We start from the raw sequence: 23,440 nt of genomic DNA, 5'->3' as shown, positions 1-23,440 counted from the left end.
GCTGCTGCAAGAATAATGAACTTATCTAAAGAGGTGTATAGCATGTTAGAAGAAAAAACGATATTAATTGTTCAATCAACTGCTCCCATACTAAAGGAGCACAGCAAGGAAATTGGTTTAAGATTCTATAAACTACTCTTTGAAAAAGCACCTGACTTGTATAATATCTTCAACCAGACAAATCAAAAAAGAGGAATTCAACAAGAGGCATTAGGTTACACTGTTTATGCTGCTGGAGAGTATATTACAAATTTGGATGCTATTAAACCTGTTATCGAGAGAATATCTCAAAAGCACCGTGCTATCGGAATTAAAGCAGAACAGTATCCGGTAGTGGGAGAAACATTATTGCAAGCAGTTAAAGATGTACTGGGTGACGCTGCTACAGATGAAATTATTAATGCTTGGGAAAAGGCATATAGCTACATTTCCGATGCTTTTATAAGTTTGGAAGAAAAATTATATGAAGAAACAAAAAAACAAGCTGGCGGGTGGGAAGGATATAAAGATTTTTATATTGAAAAAAAAATAAAGGAAAGTGAAGATGTAACCTCTTTTTATTTAAAGCCTAAAGATGGCAAGGAAATGGCGATCTACAAACCAGGTCAATATTTAACACTTAAAGCTACAATACCTGGTGAGAAATACACACACATTCGGCATTACAGCATATCGGAAGCACCTGGTAAGGATTATTACCGAATCAGCGTCAAAAGAGAGGATGATGATCGAAGCACTCCTGAGGGAATTGTTTCGAACTATTTACATAATGAAATAAAGGAAGGAGATATTTTACTATTTTCCGCCCCTGCGGGTGATTTTGTTTTAGATACCAAAGATACTTCATTAGTTTTAGTTAGTGGGGGAATTGGAATTACTCCTATTTTGAGTATGTTAAACTCAGTTGTTTCAGAACAACCTAATCGTGAAGTTACATTAATATATGCTACCAAAAACAGTAAGTATCATCCTTTTAAAGAGCATATAAAGCAGTTAGAAAAACGTCATACCAACTTAAAAACGCTAGTTTGTTATGATTCGCCAACTACAGAAGACAAACAAGGGCTTGACTTTTATCTAAAAGGCTATGTGAATCAGGATTTACTTAATTCAGTTATAAAGAATAAAGATACAGAAGTTTATTTATGCGGATCTGTTCCTTTCATGCAAGCTATCGTCTCAATCTTAGACAAAATTGGAGTACCCAGAAGTTACATTCACTTTGAATCCTTCAGCCCTTTAGCTATCTTGGGTGAGGAATAATTAATAATAAGCCAAAGTACTATAGAAGAATAAGTTTGAAAAATTCGGGCGCCTCCATCAAACCAAGGATAGGAGGTGTCTGTATTATGTATGGATACTTAATTAGAATATATTTGTGAATACTTTAACATTTCATTGCATACATAACTTAGCTGATGTTGATAAATTAGCATGCCAAGTTATGCATTTATTTTTCATTTAAATAATTTTAATGTAAGGGATTATTTTCTACTAAAAATTCGGGTGTTAATCCAAAAGGATTTTTAATCGAATGTTTGGTAAAAGAACAAATATCTGATTGCTGCGAAACGTACGTTCTGCTATAGTGATAATAAAAAACCAGGAGTAGTATAAAAGTATTGTCTAACAGACATTCTTGAAGATTTCTACATTGGAAAATGAACTTATGTATCTTCCCAAACTTTAAGGGAAGTAGTTTAAAATAATTATTTACTTAATATCGGGGGGAAGGAGATTGTTTTACATGAATCATAATCGTAAAATAGAGGCAGTATTTTTAGATAGAGATGGAACAATTGGTGGAGATGACACTGTACACTATCCTGGTAAATTTACCTTGTTTTCTGATTCTCAGCAACAAATAAGTAAATTGAAGGAAGATGGAATAAAAGTACTCTCCTTTACAAATCAACCAGGAATATCAGAGGGAAAAGCAACTTCACAAGAATTTATGGAGGAACTTACTAAAATTGGCTTTGATGATATATTTATTTGTCCACATAGTCGGAGCGAAGGGTGCAATTGCAGAAAACCCAATACAGGTATGCTTATCAATGGTGCTGAAAAATACAAATTAAACTTAAAAAATTGTGTGGTTATAGGTGATAGATGGAGTGATATGTTAGCTGCTTCTAAAACGAATAGTATCAAGATACTGGTAAAAACAGGTGCAGGTCATTCAGCATTAAACGAACACTACGAAAAAATAAAAGACATAGAAATTGAATATATCGCTGAGGATATTAAGGATGCAATAGATTGGCTGTATAGCCAATTCGATCTGAAAGGTTTATCTTTTTCTTCTTGAACAAACGAGTACATTGGTCTAAGAAGGATAAAACAGCTTGCGTTGAAGCTATTAAGTTAACGCAGCGGGGGAAAAGGAAGATGAAAATTTAAAGGAGCATCAGATTTCCATGATTTTCTTATACAAAGAAGTTGGAAAGTAAAGGTTGTCAAAACGCAATGTCCATAATTTTCCATCTTGATAATTATGGACATTGTGAATAGTTGATATTTACAAACTAATCTTTTTTGCCTCGTAATAACCTAATTTATGAAATTGATAAAGTTGATTAATATAATCCTTAGGATATGCTTCTAATAATTCAAGAATTTCTCTTGCAAATTCTAATGAAGCTGTTCCATTTGCTGTCACAATTTTTCTGTCAGTAACTGCTTGTTCTAATAGATAATTCTTCTCATTGGTGTAGTTGTCTTGTGCATAAGTTTTCAAATCATGAAGTTCATTGCTTGTATGCTTTACTTCATTTAACCAACCATTGACTCCCATAAAAACTGTCGCATCACATATTGCCCCTACTGGAATATCCATTGTAAGTGCCTTTTCTATTATGGGAATGACTTTATTGCTTACTGGTTTACGCCAAGAGTTTCCTCCAATTAGTATTAAACCGTAAAAATCTTCGGGGGCACTTTCTAAGGTGTAATCTGGAAGAACGTTTAATCCGCCGATTGATGTTATAACACCCTCACTTACACTAACAATCTTAGAGATATACTTATCTGTATTATTTAAGAAAGATGCTACATAAGATATTTCCCAATCAGCAAATTCGTTCAAAATAACAATTAAAATCTCTTTTTTTTCGGTTTGGTTCATGCTTAATTCCTCCTGAAAATTCAATTATGATACTTTCTTCAGTATATAATGTAATAGTGACAAATGATGACACAATTAGCAAAAGAGGTGAAAAATTTTGAGCAAGGCAATTAGGTTAAATGAATTAAGATTGTATATTAATCGAGTCAAAAAGTTTAAGGTAGACGATTTAGCAAAGGAATTTAATGTTTCAAGAAGAACGATTCTAAGGGATTTAGAAGAATTAAGTATTTTAGGGGTACCATTAATTTCAGAGGTAGGGGCTAACGGAGGATATCGAGTTTTAGAAGAGAGAAATTTACTTGCTGTCTCTTTTACAAAAGAGGAAACTCTCTCTATTTTTTTTGCTCTTTTGTCTTTAAAACATTTTATCAGCCTACCTTTTGAATCAGAATATCAGTCAATCATAAGAAAATTTTATCTGAATTTAAACGGAAAGATGAAAGAGGAAATAGATTTAATCAAAAATAAGATTGATTTTAAAATAGATAATCAGAGTAAAGAAAGTCCTTTATTAAAAGAGCTATTTATGGCAGCAATCGAAAATGAGTCGCTTTGGATTTCTTACTTGGGTGTTAAAAGAGAGATTCAACCAGTTGGGTTATTTTCGCAATATGGAAGATGGTATTGTCCTTCGTATTGTTATCTTAGGAAAGATTTTAGACTTTTTCGGTGTGATCGTATTTCGGAAGTTGAATTAAGTGACAGAAGGGATAATTTAAATCTAAAAGAAACCAGCTTACATGAGATGATTACAATGTTACAAACAAAGAAAAAGTATGACCTTAAGGTGGAATTAACACCGATAGGAGTAGAAAAATATAAATCGAATGTTTCGCTTTATTATAAACTTACAATTGACAGTAAAGGGTATGGAGTCATGAATGGTTCAATAAGTGAAACAGAAATAGACTTTTTATCTGACTATTTCATACAAATGGGGAACCATGCAAAAGTCGTTGAACCCGTAGAGCTAAAGGCTGAAATAAAAAGGAAAATTTTAATATTGAGTGATTTATATAGTGAATAGATGTTGGGAAACAATATAGCGTCATCCACCTATACATAATTCCGAAAGCCTTATTCACTTATGATGAAAATAAACTTCGATATCTTCATAAAAAGATAATAAATAAAATGTTAAAAAATCAACGATAAAGTGACAATATATGATAGGCAAGAAAAAGAAATAGAAAAATGTAAATTATAACTTACAGCATCCTGTGCCAGTTAAAAGGGGGGATCAATATTTCCTGCTTAAGGTCTATAAGGTATTTTTTTCTCATAAAATATTTTGGAGGTGAAAAAATGGCAAGAATAGCATACAGGGATGCAGATATTGATTTAATGGCAAGAATGATGAGAGCGGAAGCGGAAGGTGAAGGAAACCAAGGAATGCTCTATGTCGGAAATGTAATTGTAAACCGTGTTGTTGGAGATTGTTTAGATTTTAAAGATTTACGTACCGTTGAACAAGTCATTTTTCATGTTCAAGGGGGAAATTACTCTTTTGAAGCTGTTCAAAAAGGAAATGTCTTTTATCAAAGAGCAAGAGAATCGGAAAGACGGTTAGCGCTTCAAAATGTGAAATACTGGAGAGATCATCCCGCAAAATTTGCTTTGTGGTACTTTAATCCATATGGTCCTTGTCCATCCACATGGTATGATCAGCCTTTTACTGGTCAATTTAAACAACATTGTTTTTATGAACCAAAGGCCGGAACTTGTGAAAGTGTTTATAGAGGATGAACATTTATAAATAAGCTGAAAACATGCATGTTATTTGCATATTTTTGGCTTTTTTTAGAGGGAAAGATTTAAATATACCCCATATTTTAAGCTGCCAAACTAGTTATGGAAGAAAATAGGCATGCATTTATACAACGGATAAGCTACCTAAAAATCAAGAAAACATACAATACTTTAGACATTGATAAAAAATAAGGTGGTTATGTTTGTATGTATAATCAAGAAGTATATCCTGCTGTGAATGCCTATCAACAATCAGAGAGACTGAATTTTCTATTCCCATCAGCGCCAGGACCTATAGGAACTCCAGGTATCCCAGGTCCTGGAGTTGGAGGCCCTGGAGGTATACCTGGATTCGGAGGACCATCAGGTATACCTGGATTACAACCTTCACAAGCTCCAACAGCACCTCCTCCACCGTTTATTCCGCAGCAAGCAGCGGCTTCACCATTTGCGATTGATCCAGGTGCCATTAGCTTGTGCATGTTTCGAAATACTTATATATGGCTAAGTAATGGAGATAGCTTTTGGTTTTTTCCTGTTTTCATAGGACCAAGATCTGTAGCTGGTTTTAGATGGAACGGCAGGTTTTGGATGATTTTTGGTATTGATACAAGAAGAATTGTTTCGTTTACATGTTTTTAAATGATTTTTTAGGGTGATGCTTCCAAGCATTGCTCTTTGTTTTGTTTAAGCATACATGCTATTTATACTTTTACAATGCCAATAGCAAAAAAGATTGGGCGAGAAATATCGGTGACAGACTATTTGCTTCTTAATAGCCAATGAGAATTAAGTACATTTTTGAGCGGGAAGGAGAATATCTTAAATTATACCCAGCAAGAAAAGTGTTGAATGGAGGAGCAAATGTTACAAATAGCAGGAACAACCTTTCAGCTTCCAGAAAATTGGCCATTGGATCAAATCGAAAGAAGTATTTTGCAGTACATGCAAGATGATCATAACATGTATTCTTATCCTTCATTAGAGGAATTGCAGTTCGAATTGACAATGCGCAAAAATATCATTAATAGTGCAAGAGCAATGAATGAAACAGAGGCACAGTTTACTGTTTTCGAGCAATCTCGGTGCAACCCTGCTTACTGGCAACTAACCTCGGCCGGGGGGTTCTCGCTGAGCCCGGATGTGCAGCCTTCTGATGCTATTATGGATATTTATTCGAACAGTTCGCTTTATGCATTTGAATGTGCAACTGCTGCTGTTATTATCATTTATCATGCTACACTACAGACGATCGGGAAAAGTGCATTCGATACTCATTTTCGCAATCTTTATCTATACAGCTGGCATGTTGACACAGACCTCGGCCTTGTTACGTTTAATTCCAATAGTTTTTTGCCTGGTGACATTATCTACTTTGAAAATCCCGATTTTGACTTAGCAGCTCCATGGTTTAGAGGGCTAAATGCCATACTTCTGGATGATGGGAGGTTTTTCGGACATGGCTTTTCCATAAGAACTGATCAGGAAATTATTCAAAATCTTAATGAGATAAGAATACCAGCTAGTAATCGATCCGCATTTCTGTCAAGCTTGGTAACGAGACCATCATTTACCCATTTATCAAGATTGACACGGCAGCAGACAAGAAGCACGACGTTCAAACGACAACTACCTGTTGTACATCATAACCGCAGTTCTATATCAACTTTAAGGTATCAGAACTATCTAGTGCAGCTTGGATATATGTACAAAAGGTAATTTGTTTTTATTCTGCCTGGTGGCTGCTGGGTACATACCCATTTTTCAATAGACGGGCTCCATTTTCATTTTTGAGAGTATGATGTAGGGATAGCCTTACTAGAAGAAAGGATGAATGAAAATGTATGCTAACGTAAATGCACCTCCAACTTTTGGTGCGAATGCTGCTCCTCAGCCGAATGTATCACCTGAATTTTTTCCAAGTGCGCCATCTTTTCCTACCTATACAGCACCAGCTTATACAGCACCCGCTTACGGTTATTGCGCACCAGCCTGTCCAAGAAATGACTTTGTTTTAATTGTTGTATTGTTTATCCTATTGATTATTGTAGGAGCATTTATTTGCTTCTAATTATGATGTCGCTTTTTCTTTAAGATATAATAAAGTTTTCCCCTAAAAAGGATGGGTAGTGACACCTAGTTGATAGACGGTTCTGATGAATGTAACATCGTCTTTGTTCCTTGCCATCAAGGAGAAGAACTACTAAATCGAGAGACAGGGGAAGGAGCAATTGGCCTGACCTAAAAAACAGAACATATATATGAAGTGGTATGCATTCCTTCCAACAAATAAGGAGTGCTTTTTTCTATTCCTTTCAACTACAGCCGAATAATGATATATTAAATCCGTAATTGGAGCTGCTCTTGTGAATGAATTAGAAGGAATTTTAGAAATAAATGATTGACTATCACCTTAGGGGGTAGCTTAAGCTTTAGTTGAGAGGTGATAGCATGTTAATTAGTGAAGCAAGTCAGACAACAAATTTAACGAAAAAAGCGATTGAGTATTACATCGAACAAAAATTACTCATTCCGAATACGTTAGAAAATGGCTATCGTGATTTTAGTGAAAAGGATATTGAATGTTTAAAGAAAATTTATGTACTTCGGAAACTGGGACTTAGTACAGAAGAAATTAGGTCCGTGCTTGTTGATAGAACAAGCAACACACTGCAAAGGATATCCACCCAGAAAGAATTGACGTTACAGAGGGAGCAAGAGAAAAAATCCTTACTGAACGAACTGGGCATTAGTAAAGATTATGCTGAAATAAGTAAGAAGCTGAGAATGATAGAACAGCATGAAACTGTAACGGAAAAAATATTAGAAGCTTTTCCAGATTACTATGGTCGTTTTATTTGCCTGCATTTTGCACGATTTTTAAAAGAGCCTATTACTACTCCCGTGCAGGACTCGGCATATGAAGAGATCATTGCGTTTTTAGATAATGTTCCGCCACTTCAATTAGCGGAGGACTTACAATTATTCTTAATAGAAAGTACAAACAATATGAACACAGAAAGTATGCAGGACATGCTGGCGAATATAAAGCAGTCTATTGAAGATCCTGATCAGTTTTTAACTGTAAGTAAGGATTTTATAGAGCGATACTTGGAGTACATAAAATCTGAGGAATACAAAAATTCTCCCATTAATAAAATCCAACAAATTTTCAAAGAGTTTAATAATACAAGTGGCTATTATGATGTATTTATTCCTGCTATGAAAAAGCTGAGTGCTTCTTATGCAGCATATTGTCAGCAACTGGAATCAGCAAATGAAAAATTATTGTTACAGTATCCAGCATTAGATAGCTTGAAAGACTAGAAGGAGCAATTCTGCTCCTTATCACATAGTTGATTTTATTTTTTCTGCTTCTGCCATTATGCTCTGGATTAATATTTTTGCAGTTTGTTGTTTAGCTAATCTTGGGCTTTGACCACACCAAAGTGACATAAATTCTTTGTTATTTTTAGAGACTGCGTTTTTTCTAATATCCTGGGTTAATGTGTTTTGAATCGGGAAGTCTGGTAAATTCCATTCTTTGTTCTTCATACACGTAATAAACGTATTTTTTATTCCTCTTGCCCATTTACCTGAAAATGATCGGGTTAGTACTGTATCTTCCTCTGTACTATTAGTAATAATATCTTTATGAATTGGCTGTGCCCCGCTCTCTATACAGGTCAAGAAAGCTGTGCCCATTTGGATACCTTTTGCCCCTAAGCAGATAGAAGCTAATAACCCGCGGCCATCCATTATGCCTCCAGCAGCTATTACTGGAATACGAACATTGTCCGCTGCCTGTGGAATTAATGACATGGAACCCACTAAGCTTCTGTTCTTATCATCAATAAAGTTCCCGCGGTGTCCCCCCGCTTCACTGCCTTGGATAACGACCATATCCATTCCTGCTTTTTCATTTTCGACTGCTTCTCTCACAGTAGTTGCAGTTCCTATTAGAATAGTATTCGCGGTTTTTAACTCAGAAACCACTTTTGCAGGTGGGATGCCAAATGTAAAAGAACAGACTGGGACATTTTCCTCCATTGCTACCTTTATTTGTTCGATAAACGTTTCATAGACATGGTGGAAATCAGGAATATCAATGCTGTCTTTTGGGGGTAAATTCAACTGTTCTCGAAAAGGATTTAGCAATTGATTAGCTGATTGAATAGTATCTTGTCTAATCGCAAACTTATTAGGTACAAATAGATTTATGCCAAAATGATTGGATGTTAGGGTCTTTACCTTTCTTATTTGGTCTCTCATTTGAAGAGGAGTCATATATCCTGCTCCAATCATACCTAAACCCCCACTGTTTGAAACCGCAGATACTAATTCAGAAGTTGTGATTCCACCTGCCATGGGAGCTTGTATAATTGGATATTTAATTTTTAATATTTTTGTCATTTCATTATTTAACATGTATCTTCCTCCCTTATTATGTAAGATCTCTGCTTTAAATAGCTGCCGCTAAATTGATTATATTTCCATCATAACGCTTATCTGCTATATTGAATAATACATAATACTGATATTTGTCATCAGTTATTTAGATAACAAAAAAGAGGGGGGATTTTGATGGATTTGCAAACATTAAAAGTTTTCCAGACGATTGCGAAGCTAGGTAGTATTTCACAGGCAGCAAGAGAACTGCAATATGCTCAATCTAATATCACGATGAAAATACAACAATTAGAAGCAGAACTGCAAACAACCTTATTTTATCGACATAATCGCGGGACTGCTTTAACAGCTAAAGGAAGGATGCTGTTAACATACGCTGAAAAGATATTTCATCTTATCGAGGAAACGAAAAGTGTGATGAATGATGATCAATCACCAAAAGGTCCATTAATGATCGGCTCCATGGAAACAACGGCAGCAGTGCGGTTGCCAGTCCTATTTTCAAAGTATCTTAAAAATTACCCCGATGTTGATTTAACCTTAAAAACTGGTTCTACGAAAGAAAATATTCTTGGTGTACTTAACTATAAACTAGACGGTGCATTTGTTGCTGGACCAATTGCAAATACGGAACTAATTCAAAAAGATGTCTTTGAGGAGGAATTGATACTTGTAACAAATCCAGTTCACTCTCCCATATTTACAATTGAAGATATACAAGACGAAACATTGCTTGTATTTCGTCCAGGATGTTCTTATCGAGAAAGACTTGAACAATGGTTTCGTACAGAGGGAGCATGTCCGAAAAAGATGATGGAATTTGGAACCCTTGATGGGATTATTGGCTGTGTAACAGCTGGCTTAGGTATTAGTATGCTGCCACAAAGTGTTGTAGCAAAACAAATAACAGAAGGTACGCTTAGACAGCATCAAATTCCAAGTTCATTCAGTAAAGTTAAAACACTATTCATATATAGAGAGGATAAGTATTTGCCTTCCTCCTTAATTAAATTTATAAATATGATGGACGATTTAAGAGAGAGCTAGATACATTTATAGGAAGATTTAAAGAAGGACCGAGTTACAGTAGAATTAATAATTTCTATTTATATGGATGGTTAATCATTTCTTATAAAAGCTTTTTGATATGGAAAGTTCTTAAGAGAATAATGAAGTTCTCTCTAATAGTGTTCGTATTAAAAAATCTTTATATATGCATCAGAGCAGATTACTTGAAGAATAAAATGAATGTTAGAGCGAGGAGGAGAGAAAGTGTATAAGGTTTTTGGAGAAAAAGTTGCTGGTCTTGATTATAAAAAGAGAAAGAGTGTGTATGCTGTTATTTTTACTATTGCGAGGGATAAGGTATTAACTGTGCAGAATTCCAGAGGGCATTATTTTTTACCTGGTGGGGGAATGGAAAATGATGAAAGCTATCAAGCATGTCTAGAAAGAGAAATGCTGGAAGAAACGGGATATAGAATATCCATAGGGACTTTTATCGGTGATGCAAAGAGATATTTTCAATCGACTAAGAATGAACCATTAATAAACGAGGGATATTTTTACTTGGCAAAACTGTTAGAAAAAATACAAGACCCTATCGAAGATGACCACTTTATAAAGTGGATAGATATTGATAGTGTGAAAGGCCAGCTTTTTCATGAACATCATTGTTGGGCAGTGTATCAGGCCTTAAGCAGAGTTGGTTAATCTCTTTCGGTTTATTAAAGCGGTATTTCATTTAATAAGAGGATAAGTTTATACAAATGAGAAAAAGGAACAAGCGTTTTAAGCATTACGGTTATTGTAAAATGATATAGGTAGGAGATGTAAGGTAAATACAAATAATCATGCGCGATCTAACAGGCTCTTTTTTTTCTATTACATTCCATATAATAATAAGAAAGGAGTCTCTTTTATAATGAAAAAGAAACTCCTTTTAGCTTGAATAGGACCAATTTTGCTATTTTATTTTTTTAAATGATAAGGTACGGTTGTTATTACTACATTTCTTCGGTACAATAAAAATGTTCTAATCAATAAACTAGATTGATTATGAAGGATATTGTGCCAGCCTTTCTTCGGTATAAATTGCGGAATCACCACTGTTACCTGATAGTTTCCTTCTTTTGCTTTATGTTCAATTGTATCAACAAATTTTCTAAGCGGGTTAATGATACTTCGATAATACGAATGAAGTGTTACAAGCCTAATTTCGGGCTGCCATTTATTCCATTTCGCTTCGAATACTTTTTCTTCTTCTCTCTCAAAAGAAACATAAACAGCAATAATTTGTTCTGGTTTAAGTGATTTAACGTAATTTAACGTATTTTCCACGACATGTGTCATTCCTGCTATAGGTACAATCATCACATTTCCTTGAATAGTCAATGGCGGTTCAGAAGTAGTAAGTCTAAGCTGATCACCAACTGCTAAATAGTGCTTATTTATTTTATAAAAGATAAACACGATGATAGGCAAGAAAATTAAAATCGACCATATTTGGGAGAATTTTGTTATAAAGAATACCATTGTAACGATGAAACTGATCGTTGCACCAATGGTATTAATAATAAATTTCGGTACCCAGCCTTTTGGTTTTTCTCTAAGCCATTTAACCATCATGCCACTTTGAGACAATGTGAATGGGAGGAAAACACCAACAGCATAGAGTGGAATTAAATGCTCTGTTTTTGCGTTAAATACTAATATTAATAGGATGGAAGCTAGACCAAGAATGATTATCCCATTGGAATAACCTAGACGGTCTCCTCGAATGAGAAACATCCTAGGAACAAATTTATCTTTTGCAAGATTAACTGCAAGTAAAGGAAAAGCAGAATATCCAGTATTAGCAGCAAGAATTAAAATCAAGGCTGTAGTTACTTGAATAAAGAAATACATAAAATTACGCCCAAAGACTCCCTCAGCAATTTGAGAAACAACTGTCACTTCTGCTTTCGGTGTGATTCCGTAAAAATAGGCGAGAGTAACAATCCCTGCAAATAATACCGCTAGTAAAGCTCCCATCATGACTAGTGTTTTAGCAGCATTGTTAGGCGCTGGTTTTTTGAAATTAGGAATCGCATTTGAAATTGCTTCGACTCCTGTTAATGCAGAGCTTCCTGAAGCAAATGCTTTTAATATAATAAATAAGCTGATTCCCGCTACAGGAGTACCGATTGGCGTATGCAATTCAGATGGAACATTTCCGGTCAATATATTATAGATACCAACGCCAATTAAAATAAATAATGCTAAGACAAATAAATAAACGGGATAGGCTAATATAGAAGCAGATTCCGTCACTCCTCTCAAATTTAAAACAGTGAGAAGAAATACAAATGCAATGGCAATCTCTGCATTATAACCATGTAAAGCAGGAAAAGCAGATGTAATGGCATCTGTACCAGCAGAGACACTTACTGCAACCGTTAAGATATAATCTACTAATAAGGAACCTCCAGCAATTAATCCAGGAGTTACCCCTAAATTGCTTTTAGACACCATATAAGCACCGCCGCCATTTGGGTAGGCAAAGATAATTTGTCTATAGGATAAGATAAGGGCGCTTAAAAGAATTAATACTCCTATTGCGATTGGGATGGAATACCAAAACGCAGTCGCACCTATCGTTATTAAAACGATCAAAATTTGTTCAGGACCATAAGCAACCGAAGACAGAGCATCGGAAGATAAAATCGCTAAAGCTTTTGTTTTGTTGAGTTTTTGTTCACCTAGTTCATAGGATTTCAATGGACGTCCAATTAATAATCTTTTAATGGAACCTAACATGCGAATTCACCGCCTGATTATATGTGTTATTAATAACTACCTCAAATAATGTTTTTACTCATTTACGTAATTAAATAAAAAAGCCTACAAGCCATTATTAATAGACTTGTAGGCACGTTAATTTTCTTGTGTCACAAGTTCCACCTTCCTTCTCATATTAACGCTTACGAGGTTAGCTGTCGGATTCGGGCCTTGAGTAGCCCTACCTTAAAAAGGATTCACCCCATGGGCATAATAAACGCCCAGCAAAGAATGGTTCCCCCGTACCGTATGGTTTCAGCGATCTAGAAATTTGAAACAACGATATTATCTTACTCTCGTACTTGGGAAATGTAAATAGTTATTTTGTGTAATAATTGTGAAGCTGGAAAAGCTAATAGAAATAGCTATTTTCCTTTTCACTTACATAATAAAAGTTAATTAATAAAGGAGGAATTTTATGAGCAAAGAAAACAAATTTATTATTTCAGATGAATTTTTAGATCAATTAGTAAAAGAAATTAATCAACTAAATGGAGAACCGGAAGAGGAAGAAAGTAAAGATGATGAGTCGGAGGGATAACAGCTTTAAAAAGAAATAAAATTGTTAACGTTATTTTATGGACTTTAATTAGTTTATCGAAAGGCTCTGTTATTTAATTGTTGTTTTAATATATAATCTTGGAAACCTGATTTATTGTGATTTAGGTATAGTAAGAGGGGTTACAACAATAAGGAATATACACGATTTTATGCAAGATAGAGAACACACCCCTCAAGTACAAATACAGTTTTTGAATATGATATAAACCTTTGATAACGTGTTTCCCATCGTTTAATTTAATGAGGTAGTGTTTACCCTTTTTCTTTGACATACTTTTTATAGGCTCTCAAGGCGTCTGTTACAAGTACATTATTAGGTGTTAGTTTAGAGCCTATCATACCGTCAACTTTAGTTTCACAACACGCCCATACAACTACTTTTAAAACGGTTGCTTTAGTTCGGTCTTTTGCAACTAGAACACAGACTTGTTCCTTGTTAATCCCTCTGTGCTGATTTGCCGCCTCGCTTACGTGGTTTGTTGCGTTCACTAATGCCATGTTTCCCTTTTTGAGAATATAAAAAATAAGTCTCGTTTACTTCAACGATACCATCAAATTGTTCAAAATCTATTTGTTTAATAGCCGATATCAACTTGTGTCTTCTGTAGAATAAATGTTTTTGTAGTATCCGTAAATGTTTTACGCCAAGCCTTGCAGCGATATCGTTGACGACCATTAACTTTATCGAATCGATTAATGTGTTCTAAAGCGCAATGAGGGCATTCAAAACCTTCTTAAACGCACTTCTCGCATTTCATCGATTAAGCGACCATCAACAGTTGAGGAAGGTTCAACATAACGTATTACCTATTGATACTCATGTTTTTTTCTGTATGCGATAATTTATCGATACTAAACGCTTTACTCATCGTTGAACTCTCCGATAAGAATGTTCGTTCTTATTATAAACAATTATTTGAAAGGTATCAATTTTCAACATTAATCTTTCACAGAGCCTTTATATAGAATATTTGTTTGAATAGTACCTATCCATAGAGCCTGTCATACCTCCAAAAAGCGCATGAAAAAAGCCTCTTCCGCTGAGGGAAAAGGTGATATGCGGCTAACCAAACCTCGCACTTTCGATTTGTCTTAGTCTCTGGGTATCCCGTGCTGGAGATAAACCGAAAAAGCGGGAGTACTCTCTGTTAAACTGTGAGGGGCTATGATAGCCAACCTGATATGCTGCACTGGCTACTGCATAGCCCTCAAATGCGATAAGGTTTCGAGCCTCCAAAAGCCTTAATTGCTTTTGAAATTGAATCGGACTTAAACCCGTTGCCTGTTTAAACTGACGGTGAAAGGTATTTTTAGCCATACCAGATCTTGATGCCAAATCACCGATCTCAATAGAATTTGTATAATTGTTACGCAGCCATTCGACAGTTTGAGAAACCTTAGAGAAATTACTTTCTCGCAGTCCAAGTTGCCTCAAATACCATCCTTGTGGTCCCATCAAAACGCGATAAAGAATTTCTCGTTCATATGCTGGTGCTAGAGCTGGAATATCTTTGGGTGTTTTCGTTAATCGCAATAACCGCAGCCATACCTCCATATGTTCAATGTCTATTTCACATGCGGCGAAATCTTCAGAAGTAGTTGGGATTTGATTCTCAGGTAAATCTCTTAATAGTTGTTGAAGAACATCCTGATTCAATTCAAGACCAAGGGACATGTAAGGATGACCATCACAATCTGAATGTACACTCGCCGATGCAGGGACGTGTATCGGCAGCAGGTAATATGAAGGTCCTTCCAGGTTCGTGTTACGCTCCCCAATTGATAGAATCTTTGTTCCTTTAACCGTAAAACCAATTGTCGGCTTGTAGAGTGCTGTGAGTTGATGTGTTGGAATGTCCCCCTTAATCATGCTTAGCCTCGGTACACCGGTTTCAATTGGTCGAGTGCCTGCTCTTTCCATTAAATTGATAATTTCATCTATAACTTTTTTCTTTTCCATAGGCCAATCTTATCACATGAATACCTATTCCTCAACACACTACCGATATCTCAAGGCACTTATAGGCGTTTTTTTGATGCGGAAATAAGGGAAACAGGATGATGTGAAATCATCATTGGTGCTTTTAGGCAATTAAAAGGCATCATTAAATCTAGTTTATATTTGAAGGATTAATTAAAATTGAATTCTGATCAAACAAAAAGGAGAGATATTTGATGAAAATTGCAATCGTAACAGGTGGTAGTAACGGCATTGGAAAGAGTACTGCTCTAGAGCTTGGCATGCGCGGAATTAGCGTCATTCTCACATACAATTCCTATAAGGACCGCGCAGAAGCTGTCGTAAAGGAAATTGAGAAGAATGAAGGAGTTCGGGCTATTGCACTGAAGTTGGATCTAACTCAACTATCAACATTCGAAGGGTTTGCACAGGAAGTGAAAACGAACCTTAAAGAAATTTGGAATCGTAGGACTTTTGACTACTTAGTCAATAATGGCGGTATTGGTGGGCCAATGATGTTAGCCGAGATGAACGAAGAGTACTTCGACAAAATCCTTAACACGAACTTCAAAGGATCGGTTTTTTTAACTCAACACCTTGTCCGGTTTATGGATGATGCGGGAGCCATCGTAAATACCACGAGTACATCCAAGAACCAATCGTTCCCAGGCTACTCTGTCTACGGCTCGTTAAAAGCTGCATTCTCCTCTTGGACTCGCTATATCGCCAAAGAAGTTGCTCCTCGAAAAATTCGAGTCAATGCTGTTTCACCCGGTCCAACACACAGCAATTTTGGCGATGGAGCATTTGATAAACATCCTGAATTCATCCAGCCTCTGGCAGAGCAAACTGCATTTGGAAGAATCGGCCAACCTGAAGATCTTGCAAAGGTGATTGTGAACTTGTTGTCCGATGATTTCGGCTGGGTTACGGCCCAGGACATTGAAGTGTCTGGTGGACATTTACTTTAAGTAAATTAAAATGATAGGAGAATAGAAAACTGGTGAAACGATGGAAGCTGGACGATTCACGGCTCATATACCACAAGTCGCCCAAGTCGCCCAAGTCTCCTCCAAACAGAAAGTGAAACTGATAGCTAAAACACCTTCAAGCGAATGCAACCATTTTGTAAAATGGACACAACCTTGGAGGTGGATTTTCGCTGTTAACAGATGGGGTAGTAGTGTCTTACCGGGATTTTGAAAACACAAATCTACAGAGTCGTGATTATTCTGAGTATTGAAATGGATGGATTCTTTAACAAAGCTCTACTTACCGGAAGAAAGTGTTCTAAAAAACTTTTGAAGCAAATGTATTCCAAGTAAAAAAGTTATCCTTTGATTGAAGTGCCTCTCGCATCGTTTTTTGTAGACTTCGTAATTTTGAGCAACTCCCTTATTCTGAGGAAATTATGATTGATTTTGTTTTGGATACTGATACCGTTAAAATTTACTCTCCGCCACATTAAATAACGGTAAGTCTATTAGGGAGCCTATTGAAAACTGGTAGACTCCCTTGATTTTATTAAAGAATCACCTATGTATTTGAAAAAATAAGAAAGAGAATAATAATAAGCGCGCATCAAGCAAAAAATTTACGAAGTAAGTCTGGTTCAACACCGTATCCATATCAGTAAATTAGTTGCTTCCTATCGCGCTTATGTTGGAATGAATAATTTTTTTCTAAACTTACAAACTTGCATTCTCGCTGTTTCTATTTTTATCTATTTAACATAGATATCAAATTACAATATAAAAATAATAGAATATTAATCCCAAATTTGCGGTCGTTCAATCCCCATTGTCCTCATATAGCCCAATAACTGACCTGTATGTACTGATTCGTGATAAGCAATACGCAAGAGCATATCCTCAAGTGTTCTAATATAACCAACATCTGAACGGTCAATCATTCCATTTTCAAGGTCATCATTACTAATTGATTTAATATATGTCAAAAATTCCTCACGATATGGTTGAGAGAATTTTAATTCTTCCTCAACGGTTGTAAATTCCTTCTGCTCGAATGGATTGTGAAAAGAATTGGGCTCGATACTGCCTTTGTTAATAAGCATTTGATGATAAAGATATTCTCCTTCAACAACATGTCTAATCATGTCAGCACATGAAAGGGCCTCTTCGTCTGGCTTCCATTTTAGCAGCTGAGGAGGGATTGCTTTCCAAACTTTTATACTTCTACGTCGTACCTCTTTAAAATTTAAGATTAATAAATCTGTTTTACCCATTAGGTGAATCTCCTTTCAAATTGATATTTATAATAGTAGCATATAAAAACTTCGGTTATAATCGAACTATCAATGTAAAGGGAGGATGGTCATGGCTATTAGCCCCGATTTTTCATATGTTGCAAAACTAATGGCTGATTCATCAAGAGCGGCTATGTTGGAGGCTCTTCTCGGACTTGATGGACTTCCAGCGAATGAACTAGCAAGAAAAGCAGACGTTACCCTACAAACAGCAAGCAGCCATCTTTCTAAAATGGTTGAAGGAAAATTGATCCGTGTAGAAAAACATGGCAGACACCGCTATTATAGTCTAGCAAATACCGATGTTGCTAGAGCAATAGAGACATTGATCGTTATTGCCCCACCTGTGCGCATTCGCTCATTAAAAGATTCTTCACGAGCAGAAAAGATTAAAATCGCTCGAACTTGTTATGATCATTTGGCAGGGAGACTTGGTGTAAAGTTAACCGAAGCCTTTATTGTAAAAGGATATATGATTGAGGAAGAGGATAATTTTAGCGTAACGGAAGAGGGAGAAACGTTTTTTCGTGATTTTGGAATTGATCTTGACACTCTGAGAAATAAAAGAAGACATTTCGCTAGAAAGTGTCTAGACTGGAGCGAAAGGCGTTATCATCTAGCAGGATCATTAGGTCATGCAGTTTTATTAAAATTATTAGAACTTAATTGGATTGAAAAGCTGCCTGATCGAGCAGTGAAAATTACCATAGAAGGAAAAGAAAAGTTATATAATATCCTAGGTATTGAAATGTAAAGGGTTTGTCTTGCCTTTTTGGTTAGTGGATAGGTATAATAAGATAGTTTTGATAGTATATTAAAGTTTATTTCTAATCTAAACAATAAGGCGGTAAGAAAGATAAAAGCTATTTTTTTCGGGCAACTAGTAATGGGGAGTAAACGAGTGAGTGTTTAAAAGAAAATAGTAGCATTCCTTTATGCTCATAGAGCTTTGAAGGATCACAAATGATACTAAGGCTATTTTCAAGTTAAAAGTCTCTCATTAATGATAATGGGAGACTTTTGCTGTATTTATGAGATAACAGTATGAAGGAAATGGATATAAGTTTACCGTTGTTTGAATAGCCCGAACAGATTTTTCTTTTCCAAATAAAATTGAAGGAAATATAACAATGGTGCTTTTAAAAAGAAATACATAAAAAATTGGAAATGATTAAATCGAACCAATGAATAATATTTTATTTTCTTTGCAAAAAATGAAAAAGGAAATGCAAAGAAGGCATGTATCATTGCATTGATTAATAGAAATTTCTTGAAATTTCCATATGCCAATTTTAGTGTCCATAGGGAGATAAAGACAAATGGTCCAGCATTAAATGGTAATTCACCAAACCAATAAGAATTTGGTTTATTATAGAAAACCCACCACTTTCGTTTTTTTCCAATCCATGCATTTAAGATTTCGATTATCCCTATAGTGAGTGTGGCAGGAAAAAATCTTTTTATATTACGAGAATCAATAAGAGTTAACGATAACCACGATAGAACAAGCAGTAAGATATTGTATGACCGTTGTAGTTTTAATGACATCTTAGAATCCTCCCTGTTTTTTATAGGATTCTTTTTTAGATTATTTATTATGCATAATAAATGGCACTTTGTTTTTAATTTAACGAATATAAAAGATTAAGTACACGCTTTTATTAATGTCTCAATTAGTAAAGTAATTTGTAGCAATTCTTTGTTAGGACCTTACCTAAGTTTTTTGGGGGAACTACAGGAGAGTTATTGCTGATTGCTATTCTAATGATGGTTACATCTGCATAGTGGATATATTCAAATTCGGTGAACGAAAAAAATCGATTGACTGTTACACCAATCGAAGAAGATATCTTGACTTATCTATTTACCCATACGAATATTCTTTACGGTCTTCTTTTCAATACTCAAGTTTTCATAAATTCTCTTTCCGCCATTTCCTAAGGGAGCTTGTGCTAATAGTCCAACTTTTACAATCTCATCAACAGGCAAGCTGAAAAATCTCATCATATAATAATTTTGACCGTCTGTGGAGTAGTGGAATGCAAAAGAATGTCCACTTCTGCATACTTGTAGCCATACAGCATTATCATCAATATTGCAACCATTCGCATCATCCGACTCTTCCTTCGTTACAACGCTTACAACTGCATGAGTATCAAAATCAGTTAATTCAAAACAAGCCTTTGCCCAATATGTCATATCCTTCATAACCATTATGGAAGCAGAATCATAAGTGTCCTTAAAATCATGAGAAACCTTTACTTTCATGATAAAATCACCTGCCACCTCTGTATAGTAAAAGGGCGCGTTACACAATGATTGAGGCGTGATACCTTCTGCTCCAATTGCGCCATTGTTACAGAAAAAATCAGTTTCTTTTAGAGCGTATATTTCTATTCTGCCGTCTTCTTCCACGATAGTGCTTTCGTTAATCCAGTTGAAATTTAACATATTTTTCCCTCCTTTAAAGATAGAGCTATTTGCAATACATCCTATTACCTCCTCGCCTAATATTATAAACTAAATGGCGCTTCCAATAAATAACAACATTTTTACTTAGAGGTCCTATTGGATAAAAAAAGGATATATTTCATAACAGTCTAAAAAGAGCATAAAAAGACAGGAAATTATTTTTCTTTTTAAGTATAGTCAGATTTAGAAACAATAATGGAGGGGATTTCATGAAGAATTTTGAGGTGGATATTATTCAAATTAGGGATCGTTCTTTTCATATTGGTTTAAAAACAGCAGAGAGAATATTGGGGCGTTCTATTGTTAAGATGTGGAGTGAGTTTTTCGAACAGGACATTGATTATGAAAATATGCACTCCATCTATTCCGCATATGCTCCACATCTATTAGAGGAATTAGAAGGACTGGCCCAGGGTTTGGGGATTTCGTCTATCAGAGCTGCATCCATGTTTAGCGGTTATCACGTTCCCAAGATAGATGTGATGGGATGCACGGCTATTCTTACAGATGAAATCTATGTTCGGAACTACGATTTTTCTCCCAATCTGTATGATGGTATTTTTAGTTGTATCCAAGCGGAGAATACGCTGGCCACCGCAGGCTATAATTTGCAAATTTTAGGGAGACATGATGGAGTTAATGAGAAAGGGTTAGTGATGGGCTTCCATTTTGTTAGTTATAGTGGATATACAAAGGGTGTTTCCCCATGGGCTGCAATACGGATGGCTTTGGATACTTGTTCTTCGGTCGATGACGCATCTGCTCTGCTAAAAGAAATCCCTCATTCAGCCTGCTATAATTTTTCGGTGGGAGATAAAAAAGGAAACATCGCGGTGATAGAAGCAACTCCAGAAAAAGTGTGCATTAGAAAGGATGAGAAGCTCTTATCATGTGTTAATCATTTTCAAACTTCTGAACTCCAAGACAAAAACAGATCAGCTATTAATGGTTCCGTCAAAAGAAATAATTATTTACAATCATTCCAAGGGAAGAAACGAACACAGCAAGAGATGTTTAGCATATTCGCAAAGAAAAATTCTCCCGTATTCTTTCAGAATTATGACCAACTATTCGGAACACTACACACATTTTCCTACTCTTTCCAAGAATCAAGAATTCTTACTTCTCTAGCGCAAGGAAAGGAAGTTCTCGATTTTAATTTTCATAATTGGACAAATGGAGCAGATCTTGCCAGCAAAAAGATGACAGGTTATATCGAGACAATTAATTAGCTTCAATCCTTTTTAATAAACGTCTAAAACCTTGATACAAAGGGATTAGACGTTTTTTAGAAGGATTAACATCATGCTAGAAGTTGAAGCGTAGCTCAATTACAAAGAAGGGGACTCTTATGTAACTATCGGAGTTTAGGGGAAAAAGGACTTCTATAATTTGTAGAGAATATTAATAAAGGAATTATACAGTTTATGGATTTAGAAGGAGTAGTAGCATGGAGCATCTTGATAAATTGATTACGTGGGTAGAGAATATTAGAGAAAAAAATGGAAGTAGTAGCTCAGCATTATATATTTTAAAGGATAATGAAGTAATACTTGAACATTATAATGGCTTTCATTCCAATTCCACTAAAGCAAATCCGATCACTGCATCTTCTCAATTTAATGTAGCATCTGCTAGAAAGAGCTACCTTGGATTAGTAGTGGCCTATGCAATATATGAGGGGAAAATTAATAGTATTAATGATTATGCCAGTGATTACTTTGGAGATATGGATGAAGGATTATTAGGTAAAACAACTTTACGTCATTTAGTTACCCACTCGCACGGGTTACACCAAAAAGAGGATGGTACTATTTTTCGAGAGTTTGAACCTGGGCAAAATTGGGCTTATAGAGGGATTAATGTGTCAATGATGACAGAACTAGTAAATCGTCTATTTAAAATAAGTTTTCCAGATTTTTTGGAAGAAAGAGTATTTTCAAAATTGGGCTTTAGGGAAACAGCTTGGCAAACGAAAGAGAGTGAATTATTAGTAAAACAAATCATTAATCGTGAAGATGAAGGAGCCTTCAAACTAGGGAATTCTGCTGATGGAATGGAGGCAAACTTACATACCACTGCACGGGAGTTTGCACAGTGGGGAAATCTTCATTTAAATAAAGGTTTTGCAAACGGAAAGCAGATTGTGCCCAAAGAAGTTATCGAGATTGCGACTCAAATCCATAGTCCTATTTATAGAGATAATAAACTACCATTAAATGGATTGTTTTGGTATGTGCAAGGTGATCCTGCAGTTTACAGTGAACTTGGTCATAGAGTTCCAAAAGGTTCTTATCAAATATTGGGAATAACAGGACCAACACTTTTGGTTATTCCTAAATACAATGTGGTCGTTGCGAAGATGTACAATAAACGTTATAACTATGGAGGTGAAAACTACCTTTATTATTTAAAGGAATTTAGTAATTTAGTTGCTGATACCTTTCAAAATTAAAGATTGTTATAATGTCTAGTAAACATTTGTATGTAATTTAACAGGAATATGCACTTCTCTAATCTATGGGGCATATTCCTGTAATAAGTGAAATGGAGCATAAAGATAAAGTTTGGCCGAAAACACCACACAAAACGATTTCACCTTAAAATCAAAAGAAGCCATTTTGAATAGAGATTAAATAACATGGCTTCTTTCTTTGGGAAAAACTTATCTATCTTAACATACTAATAACAATCATCAGTTGCTATCCCGCTATATGTCCAAGTAACGAGGTTTTTATCATAGGCGGCAAAGAGCCATAATATCAAGCATTCTCCTAGTTTGAATGCTTGAAGGTAATGAGTTATAATATTTCTACATATCCTTCTGTTCCATTCACCCTGATTCTTTGTCCGTCTTTTATTAGTTTCGTGGCATTTTCTACTCCAACCACAGCTGGTAATCCGTACTCCCGTGCAATAACGGCTCCATGCGTCATAAGTCCACCCACTTCGGTGATGAGACCCTTTATTGATACAAACAATGGTGTCCAGCTAGGGTCCGTAAAGGTTGTGACTAGTATATCTCCATCTTCTAAATCTGCGTCTTCCAAGTTTAAGATAACGCGAGCGCGGC

Annotated in this window: 23 protein-coding genes, 1 pseudogene and 1 riboswitch; of the genes and pseudogenes, 15 read left to right on the top strand and 9 right to left on the bottom strand. The window is 35.5% G+C overall.

Features of this window, described 5'->3' with window-relative positions:
• Positions 1-42 precede the first annotated feature (42 nt).
• Together hmpA and BCI01S_RS02580 are read left to right on the top strand one after the other, a co-directional pair.
• The gene (gene hmpA, locus BCI01S_RS02585; protein ID WP_061796602.1) at positions 43-1,263 is read left to right on the top strand and encodes an NO-inducible flavohemoprotein; all 1,221 of its coding nucleotides are present in this window, start codon (positions 43-45) and stop codon (positions 1,261-1,263) included.
• Positions 1,264-1,747: 484 nt separating this feature from the next.
• Positions 1,748-2,311 carry an HAD-IIIA family hydrolase gene (locus BCI01S_RS02580; protein WP_061796601.1) on the top strand — a complete coding sequence of 188 codons (564 nt, stop codon included), beginning with the start codon at positions 1,748-1,750 and terminating at the stop codon, positions 2,309-2,311.
• 210 nt (positions 2,312-2,521) lie between these two features.
• On the opposite strand, the gene BCI01S_RS02575 is transcribed toward BCI01S_RS02580, so the two are convergent.
• Positions 2,522-3,127: a DJ-1/PfpI family protein gene (locus BCI01S_RS02575; protein WP_061796598.1), complete on the bottom strand. Its 606-nt coding sequence runs from the start codon at positions 3,125-3,127 to the stop codon at positions 2,522-2,524.
• A 97-nt stretch (positions 3,128-3,224) separates the two neighbouring features.
• On the opposite strand from BCI01S_RS02575, the gene BCI01S_RS02570 reads away from it, so the two are divergent.
• From BCI01S_RS02570 to BCI01S_RS02545, 6 genes are all read left to right on the top strand, one after another.
• Positions 3,225-4,157 (top strand): helix-turn-helix transcriptional regulator, encoded by a 933-nt coding sequence (locus BCI01S_RS02570; protein ID WP_061796597.1) that lies wholly within the window; start codon positions 3,225-3,227, stop codon positions 4,155-4,157.
• Between the two features lie 278 nt (positions 4,158-4,435).
• The gene (locus BCI01S_RS02565; RefSeq protein ID WP_047940108.1) at positions 4,436-4,876 is read left to right on the top strand and encodes a cell wall hydrolase; all 441 of its coding nucleotides are present in this window, start codon (positions 4,436-4,438) and stop codon (positions 4,874-4,876) included.
• Positions 4,877-5,086: 210 nt separating this feature from the next.
• A complete protein-coding gene (locus BCI01S_RS25590; RefSeq protein WP_061796595.1) occupies positions 5,087-5,521 on the top strand; it encodes a hypothetical protein in 435 nt (144 codons plus the stop codon).
• Between the two features lie 222 nt (positions 5,522-5,743).
• Complete coding sequence (locus BCI01S_RS02555; protein ID WP_061796594.1) at positions 5,744-6,598, top strand: protein-glutamine gamma-glutamyltransferase; 855 nt, start codon at positions 5,744-5,746, stop codon at positions 6,596-6,598.
• A gap of 121 nt (positions 6,599-6,719) precedes the next feature.
• Entirely contained in the window at positions 6,720-6,950 is a 231-nt protein-coding gene (locus BCI01S_RS26315; protein WP_047940111.1) for a YjcZ family sporulation protein, read from the top strand.
• Positions 6,951-7,330: 380 nt separating this feature from the next.
• Entirely contained in the window at positions 7,331-8,206 is an 876-nt protein-coding gene (locus BCI01S_RS02545) for a MerR family transcriptional regulator (RefSeq protein ID WP_047940114.1), read from the top strand.
• A gap of 21 nt (positions 8,207-8,227) precedes the next feature.
• Here BCI01S_RS02545 and BCI01S_RS02540 read toward each other — a convergent pair whose 3' ends face one another.
• Positions 8,228-9,307, bottom strand: coding sequence for an NAD(P)H-dependent flavin oxidoreductase (locus BCI01S_RS02540; protein ID WP_061796592.1), 1,080 nt, complete (start codon positions 9,305-9,307; stop codon positions 8,228-8,230).
• A gap of 156 nt (positions 9,308-9,463) precedes the next feature.
• Between BCI01S_RS02540 and BCI01S_RS02535 the strand changes: the two genes are divergently transcribed.
• Together BCI01S_RS02535 and BCI01S_RS02530 are read left to right on the top strand one after the other, a co-directional pair.
• Positions 9,464-10,336, top strand: a complete 873-nt coding sequence (locus tag BCI01S_RS02535) for a LysR family transcriptional regulator (RefSeq protein ID WP_061796590.1) — start codon at positions 9,464-9,466, stop codon at positions 10,334-10,336.
• 225 nt (positions 10,337-10,561) lie between these two features.
• On the top strand, positions 10,562-11,002 hold the full coding sequence (locus BCI01S_RS02530; RefSeq protein ID WP_235844429.1) for an NUDIX hydrolase: 441 nt from the start codon (positions 10,562-10,564) through the stop codon (positions 11,000-11,002).
• Positions 11,003-11,260: 258 nt separating this feature from the next.
• On the opposite strand, the gene kimA is transcribed toward BCI01S_RS02530, so the two are convergent.
• On the bottom strand, positions 11,261-13,087 hold the full coding sequence (gene kimA / locus BCI01S_RS02525; RefSeq protein ID WP_061796586.1) for a potassium transporter KimA: 1,827 nt from the start codon (positions 13,085-13,087) through the stop codon (positions 11,261-11,263).
• A 146-nt stretch (positions 13,088-13,233) separates the two neighbouring features.
• A riboswitch (cyclic di-AMP (ydaO/yuaA leader) is annotated at positions 13,234-13,379 on the bottom strand.
• A 147-nt stretch (positions 13,380-13,526) separates the two neighbouring features.
• Between kimA and BCI01S_RS02520 the strand changes: the two genes are divergently transcribed.
• Positions 13,527-13,649, top strand: a complete 123-nt coding sequence (locus BCI01S_RS02520; protein WP_061796584.1) for a hypothetical protein — start codon at positions 13,527-13,529, stop codon at positions 13,647-13,649.
• A 205-nt stretch (positions 13,650-13,854) separates the two neighbouring features.
• Here the strand turns inward: BCI01S_RS02520 and BCI01S_RS24585 are convergent.
• Both BCI01S_RS24585 and BCI01S_RS02510 read right to left on the bottom strand, forming a co-directional pair.
• A pseudogene (locus BCI01S_RS24585) lies at positions 13,855-14,538 on the bottom strand (IS1595 family transposase); the annotation flags it as partial.
• Positions 14,539-14,732: 194 nt separating this feature from the next.
• Positions 14,733-15,590 carry an AraC family transcriptional regulator gene (locus tag BCI01S_RS02510; protein WP_268874791.1) on the bottom strand — a complete coding sequence of 286 codons (858 nt, stop codon included), beginning with the start codon at positions 15,588-15,590 and terminating at the stop codon, positions 14,733-14,735.
• Positions 15,591-15,844: 254 nt separating this feature from the next.
• On the opposite strand from BCI01S_RS02510, the gene BCI01S_RS02505 reads away from it, so the two are divergent.
• A complete protein-coding gene (locus tag BCI01S_RS02505; RefSeq protein WP_061796580.1) occupies positions 15,845-16,600 on the top strand; it encodes an SDR family NAD(P)-dependent oxidoreductase in 756 nt (251 codons plus the stop codon).
• 797 nt (positions 16,601-17,397) lie between these two features.
• Here the strand turns inward: BCI01S_RS02505 and BCI01S_RS02495 are convergent.
• Positions 17,398-17,874: a DinB family protein gene (locus BCI01S_RS02495; RefSeq protein ID WP_047940120.1), complete on the bottom strand. Its 477-nt coding sequence runs from the start codon at positions 17,872-17,874 to the stop codon at positions 17,398-17,400.
• 91 nt (positions 17,875-17,965) lie between these two features.
• Here BCI01S_RS02495 and BCI01S_RS02490 point away from each other — a divergent pair, with 91 nt between their 5' ends.
• Positions 17,966-18,649 (top strand): ArsR/SmtB family transcription factor, encoded by a 684-nt coding sequence (locus BCI01S_RS02490; protein ID WP_061796576.1) that lies wholly within the window; start codon positions 17,966-17,968, stop codon positions 18,647-18,649.
• Positions 18,650-18,960: 311 nt separating this feature from the next.
• Here the strand turns inward: BCI01S_RS02490 and BCI01S_RS02485 are convergent, their stop codons facing one another.
• Together BCI01S_RS02485 and BCI01S_RS02480 are read right to left on the bottom strand one after the other, a co-directional pair.
• Positions 18,961-19,443, bottom strand: a complete 483-nt coding sequence (locus BCI01S_RS02485) for a hypothetical protein (RefSeq protein WP_061796574.1) — start codon at positions 19,441-19,443, stop codon at positions 18,961-18,963.
• Positions 19,444-19,755: 312 nt separating this feature from the next.
• Positions 19,756-20,346 carry a DUF1349 domain-containing protein gene (locus BCI01S_RS02480; protein WP_061796572.1) on the bottom strand — a complete coding sequence of 197 codons (591 nt, stop codon included), beginning with the start codon at positions 20,344-20,346 and terminating at the stop codon, positions 19,756-19,758.
• 230 nt (positions 20,347-20,576) lie between these two features.
• Between BCI01S_RS02480 and BCI01S_RS02475 the strand changes: the two genes are divergently transcribed.
• The gene (locus tag BCI01S_RS02475) at positions 20,577-21,599 is read left to right on the top strand and encodes a C45 family autoproteolytic acyltransferase/hydrolase (RefSeq protein WP_061796570.1); all 1,023 of its coding nucleotides are present in this window, start codon (positions 20,577-20,579) and stop codon (positions 21,597-21,599) included.
• A gap of 218 nt (positions 21,600-21,817) precedes the next feature.
• Positions 21,818-22,822, top strand: coding sequence for a serine hydrolase domain-containing protein (locus tag BCI01S_RS02470; protein ID WP_061796568.1), 1,005 nt, complete (start codon positions 21,818-21,820; stop codon positions 22,820-22,822).
• A gap of 346 nt (positions 22,823-23,168) precedes the next feature.
• Here the strand turns inward: BCI01S_RS02470 and BCI01S_RS02465 are convergent.
• Positions 23,169-23,440, bottom strand: a 272-nt coding sequence (locus BCI01S_RS02465; protein WP_268874788.1) for a PEP-utilizing enzyme, incomplete at its 5' end; no start/stop codon positions are given.

Source organism: Niallia circulans NBRC 13626, assembly GCF_001591585.1.
GTDB classification, from domain to species: domain Bacteria; phylum Bacillota; class Bacilli; order Bacillales; family Cytobacillaceae; genus Niallia; species Niallia circulans.
The sequence above is the reverse complement of the archived record's forward strand: the minus strand, read 5'-3'. Positions and strand labels throughout refer to the sequence as shown.